The 24,128-nt window shown below is 43.7% G+C and carries 19 protein-coding genes and 31 tRNA genes; 8 read left to right on the top strand and 42 right to left on the bottom strand.

Annotated features, from left to right (window positions below):
- Positions 1–150: 150 nt before the first annotated feature.
- The 4 genes from RMY32_RS01300 to pds all read right to left on the bottom strand — a co-directional run bounded on the left by RMY32_RS01300 (position 151) and on the right by pds (position 4,230).
- Positions 151–1,470 carry an ABC transporter substrate-binding protein gene (locus RMY32_RS01300; protein ID WP_322710352.1) on the bottom strand — a complete coding sequence of 440 codons (1,320 nt, stop codon included), beginning with the start codon at positions 1,468–1,470 and terminating at the stop codon, positions 151–153.
- A gap of 192 nt (positions 1,471–1,662) precedes the next feature.
- A tRNA-Ser gene (locus RMY32_RS01305) sits at positions 1,663–1,754 on the bottom strand.
- A 120-nt stretch (positions 1,755–1,874) separates the two neighbouring features.
- Positions 1,875–2,807 (bottom strand): 15-cis-phytoene synthase CrtB, encoded by a 933-nt coding sequence (gene crtB / locus RMY32_RS01310; RefSeq protein WP_322710353.1) that lies wholly within the window; start codon positions 2,805–2,807, stop codon positions 1,875–1,877.
- Positions 2,791–4,230 (bottom strand): 15-cis-phytoene desaturase, encoded by a 1,440-nt coding sequence (gene pds / locus RMY32_RS01315; RefSeq protein WP_322710354.1) that lies wholly within the window; start codon positions 4,228–4,230, stop codon positions 2,791–2,793. Before pds ends, crtB begins: the two co-directional genes overlap by 17 nt.
- A 437-nt stretch (positions 4,231–4,667) precedes the next feature.
- On the opposite strand from pds, the gene RMY32_RS01320 reads away from it, so the two are divergent.
- Entirely contained in the window at positions 4,668–5,756 is a 1,089-nt protein-coding gene (locus RMY32_RS01320; RefSeq protein ID WP_322710355.1) for a glycoside hydrolase family 3 protein, read from the top strand.
- A 90-nt stretch (positions 5,757–5,846) separates the two neighbouring features.
- Here the strand turns inward: RMY32_RS01320 and RMY32_RS01325 are convergent.
- The 29 genes from RMY32_RS01325 to RMY32_RS01465 form a co-directional block, all read right to left on the bottom strand.
- A tRNA-Lys gene (locus tag RMY32_RS01325) sits at positions 5,847–5,917 on the bottom strand.
- 137 nt (positions 5,918–6,054) lie between these two features.
- Positions 6,055–6,137: transfer RNA gene (locus tag RMY32_RS01330), tRNA-OTHER, on the bottom strand.
- Between the two features lie 7 nt (positions 6,138–6,144).
- Positions 6,145–6,218: transfer RNA gene (locus tag RMY32_RS01335), tRNA-His, on the bottom strand.
- A 9-nt stretch (positions 6,219–6,227) separates the two neighbouring features.
- Positions 6,228–6,301: transfer RNA gene (locus RMY32_RS01340), tRNA-Ala, on the bottom strand.
- 52 nt (positions 6,302–6,353) lie between these two features.
- Positions 6,354–6,427 (bottom strand) — tRNA-Arg (locus RMY32_RS01345).
- 6 nt (positions 6,428–6,433) lie between these two features.
- Positions 6,434–6,509: transfer RNA gene (locus RMY32_RS01350), tRNA-Val, on the bottom strand.
- A 109-nt stretch (positions 6,510–6,618) separates the two neighbouring features.
- Positions 6,619–6,689: transfer RNA gene (locus tag RMY32_RS01355), tRNA-Gly, on the bottom strand.
- Between the two features lie 4 nt (positions 6,690–6,693).
- Positions 6,694–6,769: transfer RNA gene (locus RMY32_RS01360), tRNA-Thr, on the bottom strand.
- Between the two features lie 8 nt (positions 6,770–6,777).
- A tRNA-Met gene (locus RMY32_RS01365) sits at positions 6,778–6,854 on the bottom strand.
- A 10-nt stretch (positions 6,855–6,864) separates the two neighbouring features.
- Positions 6,865–6,937, bottom strand: a tRNA-Leu gene (locus RMY32_RS01370).
- 4 nt (positions 6,938–6,941) lie between these two features.
- Positions 6,942–7,014, bottom strand: a tRNA-Pro gene (locus RMY32_RS01375).
- Between the two features lie 6 nt (positions 7,015–7,020).
- Positions 7,021–7,097 (bottom strand) — tRNA-Leu (locus RMY32_RS01380).
- 4 nt (positions 7,098–7,101) lie between these two features.
- Positions 7,102–7,175 (bottom strand) — tRNA-Leu (locus RMY32_RS01385).
- A gap of 3 nt (positions 7,176–7,178) precedes the next feature.
- Positions 7,179–7,251: transfer RNA gene (locus RMY32_RS01390), tRNA-Pro, on the bottom strand.
- A gap of 1 nt (position 7,252) precedes the next feature.
- Positions 7,253–7,330: transfer RNA gene (locus RMY32_RS01395), tRNA-Leu, on the bottom strand.
- Positions 7,331–7,336: 6 nt separating this feature from the next.
- Positions 7,337–7,413: transfer RNA gene (locus tag RMY32_RS01400), tRNA-Leu, on the bottom strand.
- A gap of 6 nt (positions 7,414–7,419) precedes the next feature.
- A tRNA-Gln gene (locus RMY32_RS01405) sits at positions 7,420–7,495 on the bottom strand.
- A gap of 3 nt (positions 7,496–7,498) precedes the next feature.
- Positions 7,499–7,571, bottom strand: a tRNA-Gln gene (locus tag RMY32_RS01410).
- 5 nt (positions 7,572–7,576) lie between these two features.
- Positions 7,577–7,651, bottom strand: a tRNA-Asn gene (locus RMY32_RS01415).
- Positions 7,652–7,657: 6 nt separating this feature from the next.
- Positions 7,658–7,732, bottom strand: a tRNA-Phe gene (locus RMY32_RS01420).
- Positions 7,733–7,813: 81 nt separating this feature from the next.
- Positions 7,814–7,888 (bottom strand) — tRNA-Arg (locus tag RMY32_RS01425).
- Between the two features lie 4 nt (positions 7,889–7,892).
- Positions 7,893–7,982, bottom strand: a tRNA-Ser gene (locus tag RMY32_RS01430).
- A 4-nt stretch (positions 7,983–7,986) separates the two neighbouring features.
- A tRNA-Tyr gene (locus RMY32_RS01435) sits at positions 7,987–8,069 on the bottom strand.
- A 7-nt stretch (positions 8,070–8,076) separates the two neighbouring features.
- Positions 8,077–8,148 (bottom strand) — tRNA-Glu (locus RMY32_RS01440).
- Positions 8,149–8,157: 9 nt separating this feature from the next.
- A tRNA-Trp gene (locus RMY32_RS01445) sits at positions 8,158–8,229 on the bottom strand.
- Between the two features lie 3 nt (positions 8,230–8,232).
- Positions 8,233–8,308, bottom strand: a tRNA-Met gene (locus RMY32_RS01450).
- Between the two features lie 4 nt (positions 8,309–8,312).
- Positions 8,313–8,385: transfer RNA gene (locus RMY32_RS01455), tRNA-Cys, on the bottom strand.
- Positions 8,386–8,388: 3 nt separating this feature from the next.
- A tRNA-Glu gene (locus RMY32_RS01460) sits at positions 8,389–8,465 on the bottom strand.
- Between the two features lie 4 nt (positions 8,466–8,469).
- Positions 8,470–8,543 (bottom strand) — tRNA-Asp (locus tag RMY32_RS01465).
- A 176-nt stretch (positions 8,544–8,719) separates the two neighbouring features.
- Between RMY32_RS01465 and RMY32_RS01470 the strand changes: the two genes are divergently transcribed.
- Complete coding sequence (locus RMY32_RS01470) at positions 8,720–8,842, top strand: hypothetical protein (RefSeq protein WP_322678625.1); 123 nt, start codon at positions 8,720–8,722, stop codon at positions 8,840–8,842.
- Between the two features lie 200 nt (positions 8,843–9,042).
- Positions 9,043–9,888 (top strand): polysaccharide deacetylase family protein, encoded by an 846-nt coding sequence (locus RMY32_RS01475; protein WP_322710356.1) that lies wholly within the window; start codon positions 9,043–9,045, stop codon positions 9,886–9,888.
- Between the two features lie 189 nt (positions 9,889–10,077).
- On the opposite strand, the gene RMY32_RS01480 is transcribed toward RMY32_RS01475, so the two are convergent.
- On the bottom strand, positions 10,078–10,467 hold the full coding sequence (locus RMY32_RS01480; RefSeq protein WP_322710357.1) for an alr0857 family protein: 390 nt from the start codon (positions 10,465–10,467) through the stop codon (positions 10,078–10,080).
- Positions 10,468–10,483: 16 nt separating this feature from the next.
- On the bottom strand, positions 10,484–10,990 hold the full coding sequence (locus RMY32_RS01485; RefSeq protein WP_322695765.1) for an HNH endonuclease: 507 nt from the start codon (positions 10,988–10,990) through the stop codon (positions 10,484–10,486).
- 437 nt (positions 10,991–11,427) lie between these two features.
- On the opposite strand from RMY32_RS01485, the gene RMY32_RS01490 reads away from it, so the two are divergent.
- The 3 genes from RMY32_RS01490 to RMY32_RS01500 all read left to right on the top strand — a co-directional run bounded on the left by RMY32_RS01490 (position 11,428) and on the right by RMY32_RS01500 (position 15,360).
- Positions 11,428–11,763: a hypothetical protein gene (locus tag RMY32_RS01490; protein WP_094347436.1), complete on the top strand. Its 336-nt coding sequence runs from the start codon at positions 11,428–11,430 to the stop codon at positions 11,761–11,763.
- A 952-nt stretch (positions 11,764–12,715) separates the two neighbouring features.
- The gene (locus tag RMY32_RS01495; protein ID WP_409882161.1) at positions 12,716–14,764 is read left to right on the top strand and encodes a GAF domain-containing protein; all 2,049 of its coding nucleotides are present in this window, start codon (positions 12,716–12,718) and stop codon (positions 14,762–14,764) included.
- Positions 14,765–14,772: 8 nt separating this feature from the next.
- Positions 14,773–15,360, top strand: coding sequence for an SRPBCC family protein (locus tag RMY32_RS01500; RefSeq protein ID WP_322695724.1), 588 nt, complete (start codon positions 14,773–14,775; stop codon positions 15,358–15,360).
- A gap of 93 nt (positions 15,361–15,453) precedes the next feature.
- On the opposite strand, the gene RMY32_RS01505 is transcribed toward RMY32_RS01500, so the two are convergent.
- Positions 15,454–15,526, bottom strand: a tRNA-Glu gene (locus tag RMY32_RS01505).
- A 326-nt stretch (positions 15,527–15,852) separates the two neighbouring features.
- Between RMY32_RS01505 and RMY32_RS01510 the strand changes: the two genes are divergently transcribed.
- Positions 15,853–17,772, top strand: coding sequence for a cation:proton antiporter (locus RMY32_RS01510; protein WP_322695725.1), 1,920 nt, complete (start codon positions 15,853–15,855; stop codon positions 17,770–17,772).
- A 161-nt stretch (positions 17,773–17,933) separates the two neighbouring features.
- Here RMY32_RS01510 and RMY32_RS01515 read toward each other — a convergent pair whose 3' ends face one another.
- Positions 17,934–18,566 (bottom strand): cytochrome b N-terminal domain-containing protein, encoded by a 633-nt coding sequence (locus tag RMY32_RS01515; protein ID WP_322695726.1) that lies wholly within the window; start codon positions 18,564–18,566, stop codon positions 17,934–17,936.
- Positions 18,567–18,666: 100 nt separating this feature from the next.
- Positions 18,667–19,362, bottom strand: a complete 696-nt coding sequence (locus RMY32_RS01520; protein WP_322710358.1) for a lipase — start codon at positions 19,360–19,362, stop codon at positions 18,667–18,669.
- Between the two features lie 607 nt (positions 19,363–19,969).
- Here RMY32_RS01520 and RMY32_RS01525 point away from each other — a divergent pair.
- On the top strand, positions 19,970–21,481 hold the full coding sequence (locus RMY32_RS01525; RefSeq protein WP_322710359.1) for a hypothetical protein: 1,512 nt from the start codon (positions 19,970–19,972) through the stop codon (positions 21,479–21,481).
- A 445-nt stretch (positions 21,482–21,926) separates the two neighbouring features.
- Here the strand turns inward: RMY32_RS01525 and petJ are convergent, their stop codons facing one another.
- From petJ to RMY32_RS01545, 4 genes are all read right to left on the bottom strand, one after another.
- Positions 21,927–22,271 (bottom strand): cytochrome c6 PetJ, encoded by a 345-nt coding sequence (gene petJ / locus RMY32_RS01530; RefSeq protein WP_322710360.1) that lies wholly within the window; start codon positions 22,269–22,271, stop codon positions 21,927–21,929.
- A 245-nt stretch (positions 22,272–22,516) separates the two neighbouring features.
- Positions 22,517–22,936 carry a plastocyanin gene (petE, locus tag RMY32_RS01535; protein ID WP_322710361.1) on the bottom strand — a complete coding sequence of 140 codons (420 nt, stop codon included), beginning with the start codon at positions 22,934–22,936 and terminating at the stop codon, positions 22,517–22,519.
- Positions 22,937–23,179: 243 nt separating this feature from the next.
- Entirely contained in the window at positions 23,180–23,671 is a 492-nt protein-coding gene (psbV, locus tag RMY32_RS01540; protein ID WP_104908421.1) for a photosystem II cytochrome c-550, read from the bottom strand.
- Positions 23,672–23,805: 134 nt separating this feature from the next.
- On the bottom strand, positions 23,806–24,021 hold the full coding sequence (locus tag RMY32_RS01545) for a hypothetical protein (protein ID WP_322710362.1): 216 nt from the start codon (positions 24,019–24,021) through the stop codon (positions 23,806–23,808).
- Between the last annotated feature and the right edge of the window lie 107 nt (positions 24,022–24,128).

Here is a 24,128-nt window from a genome sequence, read left to right on the forward strand (position 1 = left end):
TTTTATAAAGCTGCATAGAATTCGATCCCCCCTAGCCCCCCTTATAAAGGGAGGAACCAGAAAAACATATCAAAGTCCCCCTTAAAAAGGGGGATTTAGGGGGATCTAGATATGTGTAACTTCACATTAAATTGGTATAACTTCTAACTTCTACTTAGGGGTAACTTTGTCAATCACCTTAATTGTGCCATCGTCTCCTACTGTCCAAACATCGTATACACCGACGACATCGCCGTTAGCATCAACATCTACATTGCCGCTAGCGCCTTGGTAGTTAATCTTTTTACCATCTTTAAGTAATTTCAATCCCTCGCAGACATCAGTAACTTCTGTGCCAGGGCCATCAGCAACTTCCCGAATTTTGCTGGCTATACCAACGCCTGTATTTTCCTTAGCAGCTTGCGCCGCCAATGTTAATAAAGCAGCTGCATCCCAAGCTTGAGGAGCGTATTCCCCTGGCGCACCACCTTTTTTATCCTTCCACAGCTTGTTGAAAGCTTCTAATGCTTTACCATCGGAACCCGGTACTGTACCGATCGCTCCTGTTAAAATATATTTACCATCACCACCTTTGCCAACTTGTTCGGGAAAAGTCGGTGATTTTACTCCATCTGTCAGCAGAATTTGTACTCCCTTCGCCACGCCTTGTTGATAAGCGGCTTTCAGGAACAGACTACCAGTTTCTGCATACATTACAGCCAGGACTGCATCTGGCTTCCCAGCAAAAGCAGCAGCCGCTTCTGTATCAAATGTCTGGGCTTTCGGGTCGTAGCGGACAGGCTTATCTTTATTAACTATAGTGCCACCCAATTTTTCAAAAGTTTGCACAAATGCTTTTTCAAAGCCTACGCCATAATCGTTATTAATCACGACTGTAGAAACTCGCTTGAAACCTTTTTTGTTAGCAAGTTGGGCTAAGGCTAGTGCTTGGTAGGTATCGGGGGGAGCTGTACGCGCCCAAAAGCCTTTATAGTCGCCTTTTTGTGCCTTTTCGGTAAAGACGGTACTGGTACTACCAGGGGAAACCAGCATGACTTTATTCGGTATGGCAATGGAGACTGCTGCACTAGAAACGCTACTGGCAAAGGAGCCAACTACACCTGCTACTTTATCTAAAGTTGCTAGTTTGGTCATACCGGCAGCTCCAGCTTTCGGGTCGGTTTGGTCATCTACTTGCACCAAAGTTACAGGTTCGCCATTTACCCCACCGCAAGCATTGACCGTATCCACCAGTAAAGGTATGGAACCTAGCATTTGCTGTCCTACAGAAGCCAAATCGCCTGTAGTCGGTAACAGGGAACCAATTTTTAGTCCTTTAGCACTGCTTGTAGTAGTTGAGTTTGCCGCTGGAGTTGCGGTACTTCCGTTGTTAGCTGTGCCGTTGGGGTTACTATCACCACAAGCCCCAAGTAGAAACCCAGCCGCAAGGGTAGCTATACTTAAAGTTAAGGCGGCACTAAATTTTTTCATAAATCACTTATACTCCTCAGATATCTAGGAGCCTAAAACTTAAGAGCCAAACTAGATTTCTAACTAGCTGGATCTTATGAAGACTCCAAATGATAAATCATATCATCCATCTTTGGGAGTAGAAGTGTTTACGTCTAGATTGGTATTTATTTTTAAACACGGACTTTATTCCGTGTATCAAAACTTGAAAAACGGAGAGGGAGGGATTCGAACCCTCGGTACGGAGTTACCTGCCGTACAACAGATTAGCAATCTGCCGCTTTCGACCACTCAGCCACCTCTCCATGACTCACGAATATCAATGTTACCAGACTTGCCATTAAGAGTCAATAGTCATTTGTCATTGGTCATTAGTCATTTATAAAACACTAAGGACTAAAGACTAGGGACAAATGACTAATTTTTTAAAGGACTTGCGATCGCATCCAAGCTATGGGCAAGCTGCGTAACTTTTTCCATTGGGGAACGAAAGCCCGCTGACTGAATACATCGTAATCGTTGCGTTCAATCGCCTCCAAAATTTGACCGTACAGCATTGATGCTGCCCATACAGGCCAACGGGCATCGGATGCTAAATAAGTAATTCCCTGGTCGGATGTGGTGTAAAATTGGCGGGCGCGGTCAATTTGAAAACGCATCAATGCCCGCCAACGATCATCTACCACACCTGTGAAAAAGTCTTTCTCGGTATAGTTAAATTTTGCCAAGTCTTCCAGGGGAATGTAGATCCGTCCCCGTTTGGCATCTTCTCCCACATCCCGCAGGATGTTGGTGAGTTGATTGGCAATTCCGAGAGCGATCGCTTCTTCTATGGGAATATAAGGTTGTTTGTTCTGTTGCCACGGTGCTGCATATATGGTGTTATCCACACCCATAACTGATGTTGACATTAAGCCAACAGTGCCAGCAACGCGGTAACAGTAGAGGTATAAATCCTCAAAGGTTTCATAACGACTGCGATATAAGTCCATACGCTGACCGGCAATCATATCCCGAAATGGCTGAATGTCCATCGGAAAGCGCTGGAGGGTATCAACTAAAGCTACATCGTAATTTTCTAATGGACGCCCCGCAAAAATCGATTCCAGCTGCTGTTCCCATAGGTCTAGGGTTTCTGGCGTGGTAATAGCAGATGCGGGGCCATCCACCAATTCATCTGTACGGCGACACCAAGCGTAAATTGACCAAATAGATTGACGTTTTACCGGACTCATCAGCAAAGTACCCAGGTAAAAAGTCTTGGCATACTTTGCTGTGAGATGCCGACAAAGTTTGTATGACTCGTCTACAGAGACCAGCGTTTTCATGCGCGGCGGGGAATCAGGCAGTTGCAGCATTCGTTGCGGGCGGTCGGGTGAGCGTTTGCAGGTTTGAGGAATTTGCTACCGGGAGGGCCTCAGAAATCGCCTGCGCTGTCAGCTTACCAGAAAGTACGGCACCTTCCATACTGGCTAAGTAGCGTTGCATGGTGTAATCCCCTGAGAGATAGAAGTTACTAATGGGGGTTGTTTGCGAGGGACGGTACTGTTGACGACCAGGGGTCGCTTTGTAAACTGAACGGGGCGTTTTCACCACATGAGATTTCAGCAATGTTGCTGGATTGTCTCCCCCGAAGTGGTCGGGGAAGAGTTTTTCTAACTCGGCAATAGTTGCAGCCACAATCTCCTCATCGGATTTGGCAATCCAATCTTTTGCCGGGGCTAGAACTAATTCCAGCATCGAGCGTTCGGGGTTGGCGTATTCACGGCAGGTATTGCTCATATCAGCATAAACGCTTAGGAGGGGCGATCGCGAGAATAGCAAGTGATCAATTTGCGTAAGTTTACGATCGAACCACAAATGCACGTTAATCACAGGTACGCCTTCCAACCCGTCTAACTTTTGGAAAAACTCCATTTCTTTCCAAGGTGCTGGCAAAATCACCTTCAGAGGGTCAACAGGCATGGCAGATACATACAAATCCGCTGTGAAAACTTCATCTTCGGCTCCATTCAACCCCCGAATCAAGTATCCTTTGACGCTACCATCGGCGTTTAGCAAAATCTCTTTTAAAGGGGCATTCAAACGGACTTCTCCACCGCGTTCGGTGATGTAATCCACTAGAGGTTGACACAATCGTTCTGTTGGCGAACCATCCAGAAAGGCCATTTTCGAGCCTTTTTTTTCTTGGAGGAAACGATTGAGGGCAGTTAAAAGAATGGTTGCTGAAATTTCATCTGGCCCGATGAAGTTCAGCGACTTGGCCATAGCAATAAAAACTTCTTTATTGACCCGTTCTGGAATTTTGTGTTTACGCAGCCAATCTGTCCAGGAATATTTGTCCATTTCTTCAACGTACTTTTGCCCCTGAATCATGGCCGGCAATAATCCGATGCCAAAGCGGATTTTTTCTGGCCATGTCAGCATGTCGTTGTTTCGCAGAATTGCCACTATACCATTAATTGGTGCTGGCAAATCTGGGAAATCAAAGCGACTGTAAGTACCTGGTGCATCCGGCTGGTTGAAGATCATTGTGTGTTCTTTCCACTGCAATCGATCTTCAATGTCCAGCTCTTTAAATAACTGCAACATATTAGGATATGCACCAAAAAAGATGTGCAGACCTGTTTCGTACCAGTCTCCATCAGCATCTTTCCATGCAGCCACTTTACCGCCTAGAACGTCTTGACGTTCCAAGACAATGGGTGTGTGACCTGCGTCTGTAAGATATTTCGCGCAGGAAAGTCCTGCTAGTCCCGCTCCCGCGATCGCTACTCGCATGTAACCCTACTGCTTTTCAATATTTCTTAACCGTTTTATCGTTTTCATTATACGTTGCAATCCGTTACATTTGGCAGTTGTTGTGCGATCGCTTCCCCAAAAAACTTTTGCCAAAGGGAATTTTACCTACGCGCACTTGCCCAAGCAAATTGCCAATACCATTGTTGGCAATAGCTTTGTGGCGTACACTTTCTCTATATTTACATGCAAGTGATTTAGGGAAACAAAAGTATTTCCTTTGACTGAAAATAGCTAATTTTAAAAGTTGTCTGAAAGTAGTTGATTTCTTGGCTAATTTGTGTATTTGCTATTAGGAAACATCTGGGGCATTACTTAAAGAAAACTTTCCTCTCCTGATAAGGGTGTAGGATAAATGTTTATGTCCTCTAGGTTGAACAACCAAGTTGTTTACCGCACAACTTAATAGGTAAAAGATTATGGGCGTATCGCAGGAGCTAAGGCGCTTTGGACATCACTTAATTTTAGGTATTTCCGGCACGACATTAAGCGATGACGATAAACGCGCACTCAATGAATTAAAACCGATTGGGGCGATATTTTTTGCTAAGAACTTTTTGGATGGCACTCCATATCAGGTTTGGCTGGAAAGCTTTAAGGATTTGAATAACCAGATACGAGAATATACTGAGCGTGATTCCATGTTCCTCACTCTCGATCATGAAGGAGGTCGTGTAATTCGTACACCATTGCCAATTACCCGCTTTCCTCACGCTTTTTTGCTGCGATCGCACGCTTACGAAGTAGCAAAAGCCACAGCAGTAGAACTAAAATCACTGGGAATCAATTTGTCTTGGGCACCTGTAGCAGATATTTTTTCCCATCCCGATAACCCCGTGATTGGGTCTCGCGCCTTTGGTAACACTCCCGAAACTGCTACTCAAGGTGCGCGTGACTATTACCTTGGACTTCGAGATTCAGGAATTTTGGGATGTGCTAAACACTTTCCCGGACATGGAGACACCAGTAAAGACTCTCACATTGAACTACCAATACTGAATTTAACTCTAGAAAACCTGCGACTTCGAGAACTTATACCCTTCAGAGCTTTAATCGAAGTACAGATTCCTTTGATTATGACTGTCCATATCTTATTTCCCAAGATAGATCCTGATGTCCCAGGAACACTTTCTCAGACTATCCTCAAAACCATACTTAGAGAGGAACTTGGCTTTGAGGGAGTAGTTGTATCTGATGATTTGGATATGAAAGCGATCTCAGATATGTTTATGAAAGCTGGTACTGTGGCGCGGTCATTTAATGCAGGCTGCGATCTGTTTATTGTATCGCGTAATATTAATTCATCATCTATTGAAAGAACTTATCGGATTGCTGAAGATTTTGCTGATTCGCTCAGTAACGGTAGCTTAGATGAAGCAGTCGTAGAAGCAGCCAGAGAAAGAATTGAGAAACTACTGGCAGTAACACCGCAATATCCCATACATGCTTTGGATAAAGATGTATTATTACAACATGCTCAACTAGCGATCGCTAGTTGCTATTCATAACCCAACGCGTATTCAAGTTGCATATTAGCTAATAGCTAGAATTGCATTCCGTAATTTTGAATTTTGAATTTTGAATTTTTAATTGTTTAGTGGGTGGTATAGGGGTCGAACCTATTTCTGCGGGTTAAAAGCCCGCTGCACAGCCGGTATGCCAACCACCCTATTTAATTTGAAAAAGAAATGAGCAAGTGCGATTTGTAATACCAACATTTAAATATAAATCCACCAGGGAGGTACTGCCCCTCCTGTTTCTGTGTTATCAGCACAGCGCCTCACTTTTCGGCTTCAGGTGGATAGGTGGAAGATGGAGGAATCGAACCCCTACAGTTGCCCATACCCTGGTTTTCAAGACCAGTTGCCCTCCATTCAGCGGCATCTTCCATTCAAGGGTGCCTGACGGGACTTGAACCCGCTATGACTGGTTCCACAAACCAGCGCCTCGACCACTTTGGCTTCAGACACCATCATCAGTGGAATCAATGGGAATTGAACCCATAACCTCCTGCTTGCAAGGCAGGCGCTCTAGCCATTTGAGCTATGACCCCATAAAAATTCAAAATTCAAAATTCAAAATTCAAAATTAAAGACATTCTCAAACGGGAGTGGTAGGACTCGAACCCACAACTTTCGAGGTAGAAGCTCGAAGCTCTATTCCATTAAGCTACACTCCCAATATTTGGTAGTCCTGGCAGGATTTGAACCTGCAACCTCTTGCTTGTAAGGCACTTGCTCTACCGTTGAAGCTACAGGACTACGCAAGCGAGTGGAGGGACTTGTTCGCACAGCGTTCTCGAAGAGTACCCACGCACTGAATATGGCGTACTCAGATGCTACCGATTGCATCACACCCGCAAATTTTTAAAGCGGATAACGAGACTTGAACTCGTGCCTAGAGTTTGGAAGACTCAGATGCTACCGTTACACCATATCCGCATTTTGGAGCTGGTAACAGGAATTGAACCTGCAACCTACTGATTACAAGTCAGTTGCTCTGCCAATTGAGCTACACCAGCACTAATTTTGGTGACGGGGGCAGGAGTCGAACCTGCCGATGTTCAGGTTATGAGCCTGACGAGCCACCGTTGCTCTATCCCCGCATATTCACCAATACCCCTGACTGGATTTGAACCAGCAACCTCTTCGTTCTAAGCGAAGCGCCTCTTCCGTTGGGCTACAAGGGCAAAGTCTGAGTGGTAGGGATTGAACCTACGACCTGGAGTTCCCGAAACTCCCGCGCTCCCAACTGCGCCACACCCAGATATTTTGGTACTCCCGACAGGATTTGAACCTGCAAAAAACTAGATCCTCGGTCTAGTGCGTCTTCCGTTCCGCCACGAGAGCTTAGTACCCCTGGCAGGATTTGAACCTGCAAAATCTGGACTCTGATTCCAGCACGTATGCCAGTTCCGTCACAGGGGCATATCGGGATGGCAGGATTTGAACCTGCGACTCCATGCTCCCAAAGCATGGCTTCTGGCCACTGAATTACATCCCGTTGGTACTCCTGGTGGGAGTCGAACCCACAACCAAACAGATTTTAAGTCTGCCACCTCTTCCAATTGGGCTACAGGAGCAAATTTTGGTACTCTTGGTGGGAATCGAACCCACAACATACCGTTTTTGAGACGGCAGCCTCTTCCAGTTGGGCTACAAGAGCAGAGTTTGGCAGCCCCACCAGGACTCGAACCTGGAATCTTCGCCTTCAAAGGGCGTTATGTTGCCAATTACACCACAGGGCTTTATTGCCAGAGCAGGGTTTGAACCTGCAACCTCATCGTTCAGAGCGATGCGACTTACCAATTCGTCCACCCGGCAATGAATGGCTGCCTCAGTAGGACTCGAACCTACAACCGCGCGGTTAACAGCCGCTTGCTCTACCATTGAGCTATGAGGCAACGAAGCCCCCCAGGTCGGAATCGAACCGACGACCTCCTGTTCTTCAGACAGGCGCTAACTACCAACTGAGCTACCGGGGGATAAGGAGGAGAGATGGGTTTTACCCAGTGGACTGGTTTAATTCAACTCGAATCAGCCACTCCATCATCTCTCCCATGTAACGAGAGTGGAGGGATTTGAACCCTCACGTCTTCAGTTTCGTAGACTGAGATGTTATCCAGTTACACCACACTCTCAAAACGGAGAGAACAGGATTTGAACCTGTGACGGATATTAACTACCCGTTTCCTCTTAGCAGGAGGACGTTTTGAGCCACTCAGCCACCTCTCCACAGTGGGTCGAGCAGGATTTGAACCTGCGTGCAAAAAAGAACAGTTTTACAGACTGTCGCCTTCAACCAGACTCGGCCACCGACCCATAATGATTCCCCTGACGGGACTTGAACCCGCAATTTCTGCTTTGAAAGAACAGCGACTTAACCATTCGTCCACAGGGGCATGATTGACGCAGGGACTAGGATTTGAACCCAGAACATCGGATTTGGAGTCACAAGGTGTTGCCGTTACACCATCCCTGCATTTGGTGGCAGCAGCGGGATTTGCACCCGCATATACCAGGGTATGAACCTGGGGCTTTGCTGATTAAGCTACGCTGCGACAGAGGTCAAGGCGGGATTTGAACCCGCGCTAATCGGTTTTGCAGACCAACGCCTTACCAACTTGGCTACCTGACCATTTGGGAGTCCCGACGAGATTTGCACTCGCAATCTTCAGCTTGAGAGGCTGACGGCTTAAACTATTCGCCTACGGGACTGCAACCAGGGTGACGGGACTTGAACCCGCAACATTTCCGCAGACAACGGAACGCTCTAGCCAATTGAGCTACACCCCGATTTTGAGAATTTGTGCCTAAAATTTTAGGTTTTTAGGCACATGTTTTGTTGGTGAACTTGCCCATTTCTTATTCAGTTTTCAAGGTTCAGAAAAATTACTTTTTACTGTTAGGAAAACAACCGAAACTCTAGGTAGCAAGCCTGTTGTGTATTACGGATGTATTCAGTGGTTTTGATGAGTGCAAACTTAGAACTTTTTTCGTTTATTGCCTCTACTACCGATGGTTTGCAAGTAGGAGCAGTTTTGTTAACTGGGGACTCTGGTTTATTCCAACGCCTGTCCTTTAGTTGGATGTAGAACATAAATTTGACTTTTGAGAAGCTTTGTCTTTCACCTCACTACAAATATACTACAAAATACTACAACAGGTGTCAAGGGGTTTCAGAAAGTTTTTTTGAAATTGTCTATAAAAGCTGCTGCACTTATATTTGAGCTTGCTAAACCCTCTGAAAAATCAAACTACAGCTTATGATTGTGTGAATCTTTAAAAGCCTGACGTGACAGATAACTCCTTCAAGCGACAACAGATAATTAATTTTGTCGCGATCGCCTCTAGTATTACAGCTTGTAGTATTGCCCCAGGTATCTCCCCACAATTGGGGTTGAACCAGCCACTAAGCAAAATCCATACTGCACTTCAAGATCCAGCGAAGGGGCAAATTAATCCCCAGCTACCGCCATCAGTCAAAGTAGAAAACCCTACCTTTACAGTCCCAGATAAATTTCAGGGAAAAACAGTTTATAAGGTGCAACCCAGCAACAACGAAAAGGTTATTGCTCTCAGCATTGATGATGGGCCCTGGCCAAAGACAACCCTAGAAATGCTGGATATCTTGAAGCAAAATGATGTTAAAGCAACATTCTTTTGGGTAGGACAAGCTTTAGAAGCAAATCCAGACTTAGCCAAGCGTGAAATAGCCGAAGGACACGCCATTGGCAACCATACTTGGCATCATTGGTATCGGCGAATGGATGAAGCCACAGCCAAAAGTGAAATTGATCGCACAGCCGATCTGATATACAAAATTACAGGAGTCAAAACTTCTCTGTTTCGTCCTCCTGGAGGCTTTTTAAATAATGGACTAGCTGCTTACGCCAAAAGCCAGAAAGATACTGTCATTATGTGGTCGCTAACTTCCGCTGATACCGATCCTCACGCCAAACCGCAGGCTTTTGTAAATAATGTCCTGAAAGGCGCAAAACCTGGTTTCATTGTTTTAATGCATGATGGTGGTGGCGATCGCCAAAGAACTGTACAAGCTTTGCCACAAATCATCAGCGGACTCAAACAGCAAGGCTACCGATTTGTAACAATTCCTGAACTACTAAAAATGACGCAATAAAGGGTGAGAAATTCTCCTCACCTAATTTTAGATTTTAAATTTGGGATTTTGGATTACTCAATCCAAAATCCCAAAATGTTTGTTCTCGCAGCGTCTCCAAGAGTTACCCCCAAATTTCAACGTGAGAACAAATCTAAAATCCAAAATCCAAAATCTAAAATCCAAAATTGAGTCACCCGACTATTTCGTTTATTCGCTCATGACAGAAGCACAAGATTGAGCTTCCTGCCAAAGTTTGTGCAAAAAGAACTCAGCGCGATCGCTCATAGTGGTGACAAACACACCGACAGAATCCTTAGAACTAACTGATAGCCAAGAACCCCGCAGGGTGACTTCCATATATTCGGCATCGCACGCACAGAGAGCAATGATTTCTCTATCATCTCTTTTTACCTCAGACCTCAGTATTTCTACTCCTGGCAAATCAACAGGAAGCAAAAAGGAAGCGGTACTAGGTTCAATGCACAAACTTTGCCCAACTCGCAGGGCTAAAATCACTCGTTGCGCTACCCATTCTTCTAGCGACAGAGTAAGACATTCTAAATCAAAACTGCTTTCAGTGTAAGTTAATTTCAGCATTCCTTATGCTCTCCTGTTATTCCAGGTTTGCTTGCATATCTATCCAAAACTGTTCAGCAAAAGAAATCGCGGGGTGGATTGGCGCTTTTGGTTTGGTACGCAGTTGCATACCAGCTTCAAACAGGGTGCGATCGCCTTTACGGGAGTTACATCTTTCACAAGCTGCGACTACGTTATCCCAAGTGTGAGAACCGCCTTTAGAACGCGGCATCACATGATCTAGCGTTAGATGTTTGCCACTACCGCAATATTGGCAACTGTGATGGTCTCGTCGCAATACTTCCCGCCGATTCACTGGCGGAACTTTCCACATCCGCTCATTAGAAGTGATTGTCAAGCGAATATGTTTTGGCACATCAATTACCAAACTGGGTGAGTGAACTTGCCATCCGCTTTCTGTGGTAAAACCCAACGGTTGCGCCTTGTTGGTTACTAACAGCACAATCGCCCGCTTGATATTGACCCGACATAGTGGCAAGTAATTTTGAGAAAACACCACCACAGATTGCTCTAACACTTGCATTGCGTTCGCGCCGCGCATGGAAGATATCGTCACAGCTTAACTCCTTATAAAAAAACCCCCGCTTCAAGTTTTCGGTGAAGCGGGGGTTAGAATTGACCGGAAAATTTTCTGGTCTCATATCGGTACAGGATTCCTTTGCCTGTACCCCCCGCTTTTTTGATTTAGTTGTGGTTTTGCAATTAGTGCACTAATGGCTACATACTTATAATCATCATTACCTTCTGTGATTTGCCTATGATTTCGGCTACCATCGCCCATAAATAAATACTCCACTTCCATAGCAGCTGATTCCCAATTGGTTCGGCAATTGGTAGAGCACAAAATTGAAGTAGAGATGGGGTAAATAGATTTCACAGAAAATTTCACCTATTGAACATTCCTTTAAACATACTACACTTGTATTACTATCCTGTCTATACCTTCAAGGAGAAAAACTGATGCATACGATCGCTCGCACCCCAACCACCGATATGGAAGTTACCAGCATTCGCTTAGAACGGGAACTCAAAGATAAACTCAAAGAAATAGCTGGGAATCAGGGATATCAAGCTCTGATCCGAGATATCCTTTGGAATTATGTCCAGCAAAAATCAGGTGAGTGGAAACCTCGATTTTCGCGATCCGACATTCGAGCTAGCATAGCTGCTACAGCTCAGCAAGAAGAACGCTGTGTGCTTACAGGTCAACTAATTCAACCCCAAGAACCGATGTTGTTAGGACTAACGAGGAATGGCGATATGGTTCCTCTGAGTGTCGAGAGCTTGGCTGGATAAACTTCGTCTATTTTGAAACCTGGTGTAGGGAGGGCATCTAGCTCGCCCTACCAACAGGGAGTATAAAATGCTCTTACTACTTTAAAAAATATAGTTCTGAAAATAGATGTGGTTTTTTATATTCAGATTAATGCAGCCTAGTTATTTTTACTAATAACTGGGCTGCATTCACAATTTAGCCAGAACTGCCGCAACCTGTAGCGAACAAGAATTTATTTAAATTTAAGCTCTACTCCCAATACTTGTCGGGTTTTGGGGAAAAGGGGAAAGAAAAAACCTTTAACCTAAACCCAGTAACCTTTTCCTCAAATCCAATTTCGAGTTAAAAATCCAAAACCCGAGCAGTATTGGCTCTACTCCAAATTTCTGCCATAGGTTGGGAACAAGACGCTTACGAACTCGCTACCATAGTTACGCTATCAATGTAGATCGGGTCTGAACACAAGTGCGTCTCGTTGATGCAGCCTCTTTTAGAGAAGAGAAGCCTACACTGCAAGAACAACCTCCTCGTGTTTTCTTTACTTTTGTTGATATTTTACTGAGAGTTACGGAGATCGAGGAGTAGCTTGTTAAACTTACTAGTTTTTTCAAGAAATGTAATAAAGCTTTATAAAGGAAGTTACGTAATTTTACGCGCTCAAAAGGGGAATTTTGCTGTGATTCCAGAGAAATTACGGTTTATGTATACTTACAGACAGGATAAAGTTAGTAAATTATTTCCAGACAGTGCAGTTAAAAATAAGCTAACTTAAGCATTTATAGGATATTTTGAGTATTTTATTACTTATGTCTCAATGTAGCAATTTGCTTGATGTAGTGGAAATTTGGCCATCTGATATAGAAAAGGGCTATAACAGGTGAGAGAAAGTATTCACACAAAATTTGTCAATTATCAAGGTGTAGCAACACAACTAACGGTGAAGAATATGCCAAGAGGTTGGGTGCAAGAACAATGGCGTTACTATCCGAGGGCGTGCCAGAAATGAAAAAGCCTTTATCATCGCTGCCACATTACGTAGATGACATAGATCGACTACAACCTTACCAAGTCAAGCTGATGCAGCATCAGGAAGAACCTGCCCGCGAGTTGGTACAAAAGATTAACCAAATTATTGCTAATAGCTCTGCAACAGCTTTGATGCTGCAAGAGATTGCCCAATTGCTAGGAGTCGCTTTTCAAGTAGATTGCTGCTGCTTGGTTTCAGCGGCAGATGAAACATCAGACGAAGCAACTACTACTAATTGGTGTGCTGATGAGTTTCTAGGGTTGCCACACCCAGAAGAAATGTTTTCGATGGAACAGTTGCTTATGCACTCGCCAGTGCTGCAATGTGCTGCCCAACCATTGACTATTGAAGACATTTCCATTATTCAGAACAGTCTGGTAATTGGGTGTCAATATTTACCACTACCGATAAAAGCAGTTTTAGCAATTCCCACTCGCTTTGGTGGCAATAATAATGGAGTGATTAATCTGATTAAATTCCAACCTTATGAATGGAGTGAATCAGAAAAACAATTGCTCAAAGAAGTGGAGTCGGCTTGCGCGATCGCTTTTTCTGGAGTGGCACAAGCTCAACAAATTACTCATCAAGAGCAGTCTCTGCAAAAAAGCAAGCACCATCAAAGCTTGATCAAGCAATTAACCTTATTGAGTCGTAGCAACTTGGAGCTGAATCAAATGCTCCAGTTAGTTATCGCCTCGACAGCCGAATCTCTACAGGCAGATCGGGGTTTGCTCATCTTACTAAAATATACAGATCCACTATTTAAGACTCAAGCTAAAAAACAAATCCCCAAAGCGAAAGCTAGTGTAATCGCCCAATGGGCTAGAGAAACACAAAATTCTGGCACTAGTAAATTAGACACCTTAGCTGAGTCTTTCTTGATTTCAGACTGTGGTTTATGCCAGCGTGCCTTCATGGATTCTGGAAAACCAGTAATCTTCGATGACTATACAGATCAAAACGATACCTTAACAGCTGCTCCATTATTTGCGATAGAGAAATTGCCTGCGGTACTTTTAGTGCCATTAGAAAGTCAAGGTAAAATTTTAGGATTCTTGGTGCTACAGCAAGCTGTAATTCGCAATTGGCAACCAGAAGAATTAAATCTTGTGGAAATGGTTTGCGCTCAAGTGAGTAACGCCATAATTCAGTCACAGACATTGCGCCAAGTGCAAATGTTGGTAGATGAACGGACGGCGAAACTCCAAAGTAGTCTAGAACTGCAAGCGAAATTGCATGAAAGAACCCGACAGTATGTCGAGCAGCTGCGGAAACTTAATGAACTCAAAGATGAATTTTTGAGTAACATGAGCGATCGCCTACGCTATCCTTTGACAAATATGCTGATGTCAATAAAAAACTTGCGTTTGCCAGGAATAGCACCAGAGCGTCAGGGTAAATATCTAGATATTCTTGAGCAGGAATGTTCAAAAGAAATCAACTTGATTAATGACTTGTTGACACTCCAAAAGCTAGAGTCGCCTCACGAAGCCCCGCAATTAGAATCTATAGATTTAAATACTAGAATTCAGGATATAGCAGCATCTTTTGAGAAAAAACTTGGCGAAAAAGGATTAAAAATTTCTATAGATTTGCCGGAAGAATCGCTCAAACTACAAACTGAACTAGAGAGCTTTGACCGCATTCTGCAAGAATTATTAACGAATGCCTGTAAATACTCAGAGCCTGATACAATAGTTCGCCTTGAAGCGGCTCATCAAGTCGATCGGCAAATCGATCGAGTTATCATGAAGGTGACGAATACAGGACGTGCCATCTCTGAAGAAGAAGCGACCTATATCTTTGATAAGTTCCGTCGTGGAAAAGGGCGCTGGACTCCAGGGACTGGCTTGGGACTTGCTTTAGTCAAGTCTTTAGTGCAGCATCTGAATGGAGCGATCGCTGTTGAAAGTCTCCCAATTTCGGATTCTGAACAGAGCGAAATTTGCTTCACCTTGACTCTGCCCCAATTTTCTGACGAAAGCAAACCATAATTCTGAAAGTGACTAAAAAACAGAACACAACAGAGAACCCTGATTTGCAATCTTCCACTGATGACACCAACCTAGAAGAGGATTTGCTTGCTCAGGTAGAAGTTCAAATTGAGAAAATAGCAGAGCGACAGCGGCAAATCAGCGCTAAAGTCAAAATTCCCCATCCAGTCGAGCAAATCTGGAAGGTTTTGACAAATTATGAAGCCTTACCAGACTTCCTCCCCAACCTCGCTAAGAGTTGTCTAATCGAGCATCCCGATGGTGGAATTCGACTGGAGCAAGTAGGCTCCCAACGGCTACTAAATTTCAACTTTTGTGCGCGGGTAGTTCTAGATTTGGAAGAATGCTTCCCTAAAGCAATTAATTTCCGTATGGTAGAGGGAGATTTTAAAGGCTTTTCTGGTAGCTGGTGCTTAGAACCTTATTCTTTCGGTGAGTATGTAGGAACAAATCTGTCCTACACGATTCAAGTTTGGCCTAAACTCACTATGCCAGTGGGAATTATTGAAAATCGTCTGAGCAAAGATTTGCGGTTAAATCTTCTGGCTATTCACCAACGTGTAGAAGAACTAGCCAGCAAAGAACCGTATGCATAACAACAATAAACCATCATTCAGATGCATTTCTGAATGATGGTTTTTATTGCTAAATTTCAAATAAAAAAGCTTTTGCTTTTTATTCTTTTTAAGTACCCCCAGGGGAATTCGAATCCCCGTTACCTCCGTGAAAGGGAGGTGTCCTAGGCCTCTAGACGATGGGGGCATCGGACTCAGACCTTTTATAAGTTAACCAATTTCCTTGCCGTTGTCAACAGGTTTTGCCAAAAAAAGTTTGTGGCAGCTAAACTGGGTGGAAGCAAAAGCTTGAAGAAGATACAAAGATATGGAGACAGATAAAAAAGTTCGTAGATGCTTCTGCAATCAGCCGCAGGGTGCGTCAGCCTTGATCGCTGGGAATTTCGGAGTATATACATATCTAAAAAACGCTGAAGACAGCAAGGAACAAAGGGTATGATGTTGTACCCTGTAGAGTTGATATCTACGGTTTTTTACAAGAGATTTTGAAATAAATCGCTCAAAATCTACAATATGGAAGCATCTTTTGAAATCACCATACAGATGGCGATCGCTGTCTTTGCAGGCATTAGCGCCCAAGTGCTGGCTGCATACCTTCGTGTACCCAGCATCGTCTTGTTATTGCTGTTGGGCATTTTATTTGGCTCTGATGGCATAGGGCTATTGCATCCCCATTCGCTAGGCACTGGACTAGAAGTTATAGTCGCCCTGGCAACGGCAATTATTTTGTTTGAAGGCGGACTTAACTTGGATCTGCGTGAGTTAGGTAGAGTTTCAGTCAGCTTACAATTGCTCGTCACTCAAGGAACGCTAATTACCCTGCTTGGCGGGAGTATGGCTGCTCACTGGCTGGGTGAATTTCCCTGGAACATAGCCTTTCTCTATGCTTCCATAGTCGTGGTGACAGGTCCAACCGTCGTTGGTCCATTGCTCAAACAAATCAATGTAGATCGACAAGTGGCAACACTTTTGGAAGGAGAAGGGGTTTTAATTGACCCTGTAGGGGCTATCCTCGCCTTCGTTGTCCTCGATACGATTTTGAACGGCGATGCTGACCCGCTCAATGCGATCGTCGGTTTACTTATACGTCTGGGTGTGGGAGCAGCAATTGGTGGTGCTGGCGGTTATCTGATGAGTTTGATTTTTAAACGCGCCACCTTTCTGTCATTTGAGCTAAAAAACTTAGTGGTGTTGGCGATACTTTGGAGCTTGTTTACCTTATCGCAGATGATCCGCAGTGAATCAGGAGTCATGACAACAGTAGTTGCAGGGGCAGTCTTTGCTAACTCCTCAGTCCCGGAAGAACGTCTGTTACGCAGCTTTAAAGGTCAGCTAACAATTCTCAGCGTTTCGGTACTATTTATCTTATTAGCTGCTGACCTATCCATTGCCAGTGTGTTTGCTTTGGGTTGGGGTAGTTTATTCACCGTTTTGGTACTAATGTTTGTCGTTCGCCCGATTAATATCTTGTTGTGTACCTGGAACAGTGACCTCAACTGGCGACAGAAACTGTTTTTAAGTTGGGTTGCTCCGAGAGGAATTGTTGCTGCCTCTGTAGCTTCTTTTTTTGCGATTTCGTTGACACAGCGAGGCATTAACGGCGGTGATTCCATCAAAGCTTTAGTTTTCCTCACAATTATCATGACTGTTGTCTGCCAAGGGCTAACAGCTGGCTGGGTTGCCAAATGGCTGCAAATCACTTCTAAAGACGTAACTGGGGCAGTGATTGTAGGTTGTAATCCCTTGAGTCTTGTGATTGCTCGTTTCTTTCAAGAACGGGGAGAAAACGTGGTGATGATTGATACTGATCCCGAATGTCTTGTGCAAGCTGAGGCACAAAATCTCCGGGTGATTGCCAGCAGTGCGCTGGATGCTGCGGTTTTAGAAGAGGCGGGACTTGCCTCTATAGGTACTTTTTTGGCGATGACAAGTAATGGCGAGGTGAATTTTGTTTTGGCTCAAAGAGCAGCTGAGGAGTTTAAACCTCCGCGCGTCTTAGCTGTTTTTCCCCGCGATCCGCAAGCGAGTACCTCGACTAGTAATAAAGTTAATCAAGCTTTTATTCCAGACTTAGCAATTAAAACTTGGAATGAATATTTGAATGATGGGCGAGTGAAGTTAGGGACAACTACGCTAGATGAGTTGGAATTTTCGACTCAATGCGATCGCATCCAAGAAAAGATTCGGACTGGGGTATTGATACCGCTATTGGTAGAACGAGCAGAACGCTTACAGGTAATGCCAGCGAACCAAGATTGGGAAATTGGCGATCGCATTATTTATCTGTTACATGACCCCAGACCTAGCCTTTTAAAACGCTTATCTGGTGCCACCCAATCCACTCCCCTCTCTTTAGAAAAGTTACCAGAGGTTGAAGACCTATCCCTGGCTCAATTATCTCAACTATCTACTAGTGAGGCTTCTGGGGGATGAGGGGATTGGGGAAGAGGGGCAGGGGAGGGGAGCGGGGGAGCAGAGGAGCAGGGGAAGTAAGGGGACAAGGGGGACAAGGGGAAATTATTGAACAAGTCTCCCCCATTTACCTTATCTCTTCCTTATACCCACTGCCCCTTTTACTCTTCTTTGACTCTTTATTACCCTTGCGAAGGCATAAATTCGCTTTCTGGTTTTGGCGCTTCTTGATACATTTGCCGTTCTTGCCAGAGTAAAGCAGACAAATGTACTATGGCAAGAATTAGCGTCGCTACCGAAATCAGATAACTGTGGATTGTGTAAAGGTGTTCGACGGTAATTGTGTTAATGGCTCCACCACCAGTCAGGATTTCGCGCAGTTGTCCACCAATCAAAGGAATGGCTTCGATGGTTCCTAGCTCAATGCTAAAACGCCAGTACCCTTCCTGAGTCCAATCTAAAATCATCGCTGTCCAATCCAGACCGATCGCACTTAGGGTTAACAAAATCACACTAATCCAAGCAGCCAGCCAACTCTTACGAAATTGCCGACCTAAAAACATCACCACAATTTGAATTAAGGCGATCGCAATTACCGCGTTACCAGCAATATCATGCGCTCTCCAAAACAACCAGCCGTATGGCAGTTGTGTATTAATCATCTTTAATGAGTTATAAGCTCCGCCTGCTGTCGGTTCATAGTAAAAAGAAAGCATTATTCCAGTAGAGATATAAATTAAACACAGAGTCAAAATCACGACTGATAATATCGTCGCTATTCGTCGCAAAATCCGATCGAACTGGGTGCTTTGCATGACCCACCCCTCCTGTTCTTAACTAAGTATTTATTCTTATTACGATTTTAGCTAAGAAATTTTAAGAAATTTTACTTTTCTTATATAAAAAGAAAGTTTTTTAAATCAAATACTGTACCCAAGCTTTTAAGGGTTCTAGTGAGCCATACCAAATTCCAGGACTTCTGGGAGAATGCCTCACACCTGCGATCGTTAGATTTTCCGCTCCTTGCAAATGAGCAGCTTCAATGGGCGTAATCCCATCTCCCCAAGTGTTACCCTTACCACAGGTTAATTGGTAACTACTGTAAGCTAACCAACTACCAGGCCGCCTTTTTCCAAAGATAGTTTTGCCAGCCACACAAACGTAACGAACGTTTTTGTAAAAAGCTCCTGGGTAGTTATTGTTGACAAAATCTAGATTGGAACGTGTCCAGCGTTCTTGGCTAATATGGGGTGTACCCAAGGTGATGAGATTAGCAACCAAGGGATGCGCTTGCCAGAGAAATGGTTTGACATCACCACGTGCCAAATAGGGCTTTTCTCCCATGTAAATGCGGGATATCCAACCTCCGGCTGAGTGACCAATTAAGTTAATTTGAGTAGCATTATGTTGACGTAATATATGCTTAATCGTGTAATCGAGTTGTTGCAAAATCGAGATTACGGGTCTTACTCCCAGAGTGGGGAGCCAGTCACGCCGCCGCAGTGGGACTGTAACTGTGGGAAAATCTAACTGCTGTAGGGATTGTTCTAGTTGGCGATAAGCGATCGCACTTTCTAGATATCCAGGCAAAATAACTGTCGGTAACGGCATTGGAAACTTTAGATGCAATGATTGAGGGTTTGAACTTTTTTGACAAAGAAGTAGTCATATTCAAGAGCTAGAATTGCGATCGCCTGACTCACTCCTTGGAGAAAAAAACCATAGCCTTAGTGAGATTCCAGGCTAAAATGTCAATAAAATTGTACAATTTACAACAGTTTGAGGGGCTGCCGATGTGGTAGTATTTTCAAATAAGGCCCAGTCTCAGACAAACACATGTGTCATCTGTTACAGAAGTGTACTTGACTGAAAAACAGTTGAAAAAACAAGGTAACTTCGGCGGCAGATGTATTAATGTATTCAAACTTGTGCATTTACTTAAACTTTATAAAACTCCCAGATATTAATTTTAATTGTGTGTGTCATAAGAATAAAAAATCAAAAGTAGTAATTTTTCAAATATCTCTTTAGCAAGCTCGAATTTTGAAAATATGAGACAGCGTCATTGATTAATTAAAAACTTGAATAAATGGCAATTTTGGCGTTTTGATTGCCAACCAGGGAAGTTATTATTTCCTTATGAAGAACACATATTTTGCAAGCTCGAAAAGAGAAAATCGCTAGTCAACTGCAACTGAGTGAGTGAACGATAACAGCCATGTCTTACGTTTCCCTGCTGAAAAATATACCAGACATCCTAAGCCAGCCAATTGGGATAGCAGCTATAGCCTCCCTTGGTATCCACGGTGCGATCGCCATGATCGTACCATTGATGCCGATGGAGTCTAACAAGCCCAAAGAAACAGCATCATCCAAAACAGTTGGACTTTTGGAATTGAGCCAAGCCGACCAAAACCGTCTGCCGCAAAGCACACCTCAAATTGGTTTACAACAATTACCTCCAGTCGCCCCACTTGCAGCTCCAAACTTTAGCCTCCAACCGGGATTAACCCCATTAGCCCCATCACCATCCAGTCAGCTGGTATTACCTCCGCTACCGGCATCATCGAATAACTATCGAGTCTCCTCTTTGCCTACAAAGCAGTCTTTGCGGATGATTCCTAGTGATAATTTGCGGTTTGACGCTTCTAAATTTGATAGTTCTAAATTTAATACCACCGCCAGATTCTCTCGACCAGTTCCTCGTGTGAATGTGAGTGAGAGTGTCGCCAAATACGAGCCACCTAAGCCGCTATCTGTAAATAGGTTGCCAGAATTGCAGTCACAGCAAATACCTGCCGATCTTTTGCGGAATCCCCAGCCTCCAATCTTATCTGACAGTACACCCGTTGCAACGGCACAGGAAAATACAACTTCACAGCCAATGACGCAACCAATTCTGAATGCGTCGTCTACAATTCCTCAAAACCCCCTGACAGATTCTCTAAAACAAGCTCCAACGAATGGGGGTACTTTAATTGGAACTAGGGGAAGCACGCTACAAACAGCGGATTTATCAACGAAGGGAACTCAACAGGCAATTGCACAGCTAGACTCCTACGCCAACCTGAGAAAGGAAGTCCAGCAACAATACCCCAACGCTGAACAAAAACCAGTCATCCGCCAAACATTATCCACAAATAAGTCAAATCTTGAAGGTGCTGTTTTGGGTGTATTGGTAGTAGATCCTGATGGTAAAGTCTTAGATATCAAATTTCAAGACAAGTTAATTTCCCCAGAATTGCAATTAAAAGCAAGACAATACTTTAACAAGCAATCCCCCAAGGGTGATAAACAGATTAGTTCCTATCCATTTAACCTACGTTTCCAAAACAGCACGAGCAATCTTACTGGAACTACTCAAGAGCAAAACCCCTCGTCATTATCTACACCGGCAATCAATAACAATCAGCTTACTCCCTCACCAGCAGCTACTTTTAAACCATTACCTAATTTACAAATCCGAAATAACCCGCCTACATCCTCACCAACGGGTACTCTCAAACCATTAACTGTACCAACAGCTACTCCCAAACCATTATCTGAACTGCAAATTAAAAATAACCAGTCTACGCCTTCATCTTCATCAGCAGCTACTACTTCTGAACCTTTATTGTTGCCGAAAATCAATCAGGGTCAGTCTACATCTGCTCCTGAATCGGATAAAAAATTAGTAGAACGGTTGCGCGAAGTCAAGGAAAACAGACAAAAGTCTAATCCAGAAAAATAATTGCCCGTTGATAATTTCGGATTCAGGTAGGGATAATTTATCTAGACGCATTTGCAGCGTCTGATAAAGAAGCGTGTACTCTACGAGTTCTCAACTGGAGTAACCGCAGGGTATTATCCCTATCTGAAAAATTTTTTGCATAAGTCCTATTTAAAATACAATACGTTTGGGTTAAGAGTTATTGGTGTAGTTTCAAGACAGGATAAATCGCGTTTTGACATCAGGGTTTTGGGTTTAAAATATTGTTTTTGGTAGTTGACAAATTAGCGAAGTTCGTCCTACATAACACTTAACTTAGAAGTTCGTTAAAAGGTTCCAAGAAGGAAATACACAAAGGGATTTCCAACAAATAAATTCTCCAATGTTTTGGGGGTGAGCGTCTAGCTAGCTATTAACTAAAGATAAGCAAACGCTCACCCCACAAAAACTATACAGTATAGCTACTTTACCAACCTTGCTCTGCATTTTGAAAAACGTAAGCAGCTACCTCCAGAATCTCTTCAGAACTTAACTTGTCTTTAAAAGCAGGCATAGCATTTTTACCATTTTGCACTTGGTGGATAATCGCCTGGGTTGAGTCTTGATTGTAATTTTCTAGGTACTTTGACAATGCTTCCTTTTTCAAGGTTTTCTGGCTGATAAGGATGTTACCGCCACCTATATGACAAGAAGCGCAGTTAGCCTCGAAAATTTTAGCACCCTTGGATGTTTCGGCAGCTAGTGCTGGACTAATGAATGTGAATTTGAATAGGGCGATCGCCGACAGTAGAATTAATAAAAGTATTCTCAACAGTATTTCCTCGCAACAAGCCTCCAGCAAGAGTATAAACGCGATTAATCCCTGATTAAGTCAAATTTGATCAAAATTGGCGGTAACAAGTTCACTCCTCGATGCGCTACAGATTGTTTAGCGTCTTAGGGAATGATAGAACTCGTTACCGCCATTTCTGCATTTTATGCGTCACTCTAGGAGTGTAGCGTGTGGCGATGAGCTAATTTCATTGAGTAATCATCTCGTGTCAAACGCTGGTGTTTCTAGCCTTGGACAGTAATTGTACCAACCATGCCAGCACCACGATGAGGTTCACAGTAGAAGGTATAGTCACCAGCAGGAGCGTCTGCTGCAAAGGTGGTTGTTTCCTTTTGACCAGGACTCATGAGCAACTTCTTATGAGACAGAGATTTAGCTAAATCGGCGCTCTTAGAGGGGTTTTTGGCAGCATCAAACACAACATTATGGGGAGGAACTTTATTGTTCACCCATTCAATAGTGTCACCTGGTTTGATGGTCAACTTTTTCGGTTCAAATGCTAGCAGTCCTTTATCGCTACCCAATTTCACCTTGTAGGTTTCAGCCGAAGCACTGGGAGTAAAAACAGCAAAGCTGCTAACAACTAAAAGGATTGTCAACACAGCTAAACTGAGGCGTCGCCAGCTTGCCGAAATTAATTTCATAGCTCTCTCCTAACAAACAATTTTTTTCCTTTTCTCATTTTAAATAAAATCAACACCAAAGTATGACAATCTGTCATAGATCAATTTTTTTTTAACAAATGGAGAGCAATTTCTTGCAAAAAGCTGTCCAATAAGCAGTAAATGGGGAATGGGGAACGGGGAATTAAGAGTAGGGACTGAATTCTTCCCAATTCCCTATTCCCAATGCCCAATACCCTATTCCCAATGACTCAACTCCGGGATTTAGTAATAGATTTTTCCGCCTCCCCACTTAGTACCAACGATTTTGGGTTGTAAGAGAATATGACCGGCGATCGCTTCCAAGTCATCATCTGTCAGATTTCGCACTGCTGTGAAAATATCTGCGCTTTTGAGACTGGGGTGTATTTCGGAAATCTCTTCTTCACCGTCGTAAGTAGTGGGATTTTTTAGGTAATCTACTAAACCTTCAATGTTGTTACGGTTAGGTGTTGCCAGTGCCAAGTCCTCTGGAGTGAGTCCCACGTTTTGGTTTGTCTTGGTAACTCCACCAGCATGACATTGGGCGCAAGCGTAATTAAATAAGCGTTTGCCTTCTTTGACTTGTTTAAGGCTGAGTACAACGGTATCACCTTGAGTATTTAATGGCACTGTTCGGGTAGCTTTGTCTAGTTCCACTGCTGTCGCGCTACCGACAATCAACTGAAACGAGAGTAAAACAGTAGCCACAACAACGCCAATTAGTCTTATAAACATGTTTCCCCTTAAAGATTTTGACGCTCAACACAGCTAAAAACGCGATTCTCAATCTCCAAGCTGCTAATTGCTAATGACTTATTAGTTTTTTATCATTAGCTATCAGTTATTAGCGAAAGTTCTGAGATAACCCTTCAGAGGACTTCGCGATCGCTCACCAAGTCGTTAGTACCTTTGGGGCGTATTTCAGAGGATATTTGGGAAATAATTGCCCTTGCATCTTCTAACGCCAAACGGGTCTTTTGGTGTTTGTAGGCGATTCCCAGTTGGTTGCACAGAGAAAACACTTGTTCTACAGGAATGCTGTAGTCGGCTGCTATCTCTGCGATCGATAGGTCTGCAAAACCCATAATGCTTGTTTACTGATAGATAGAGATTGAGTCGCTGTAATACCAATATCACGTTAGGAGTGCAATTTGTTGCCCAAAATACTGTTTGGGGAATGGGAGGGGGCAGG

The organism is Nostoc sp. ChiSLP03a, assembly GCF_034531215.2.
Lineage (GTDB): Bacteria > Cyanobacteriota > Cyanobacteriia > Cyanobacteriales > Nostocaceae > Nostoc.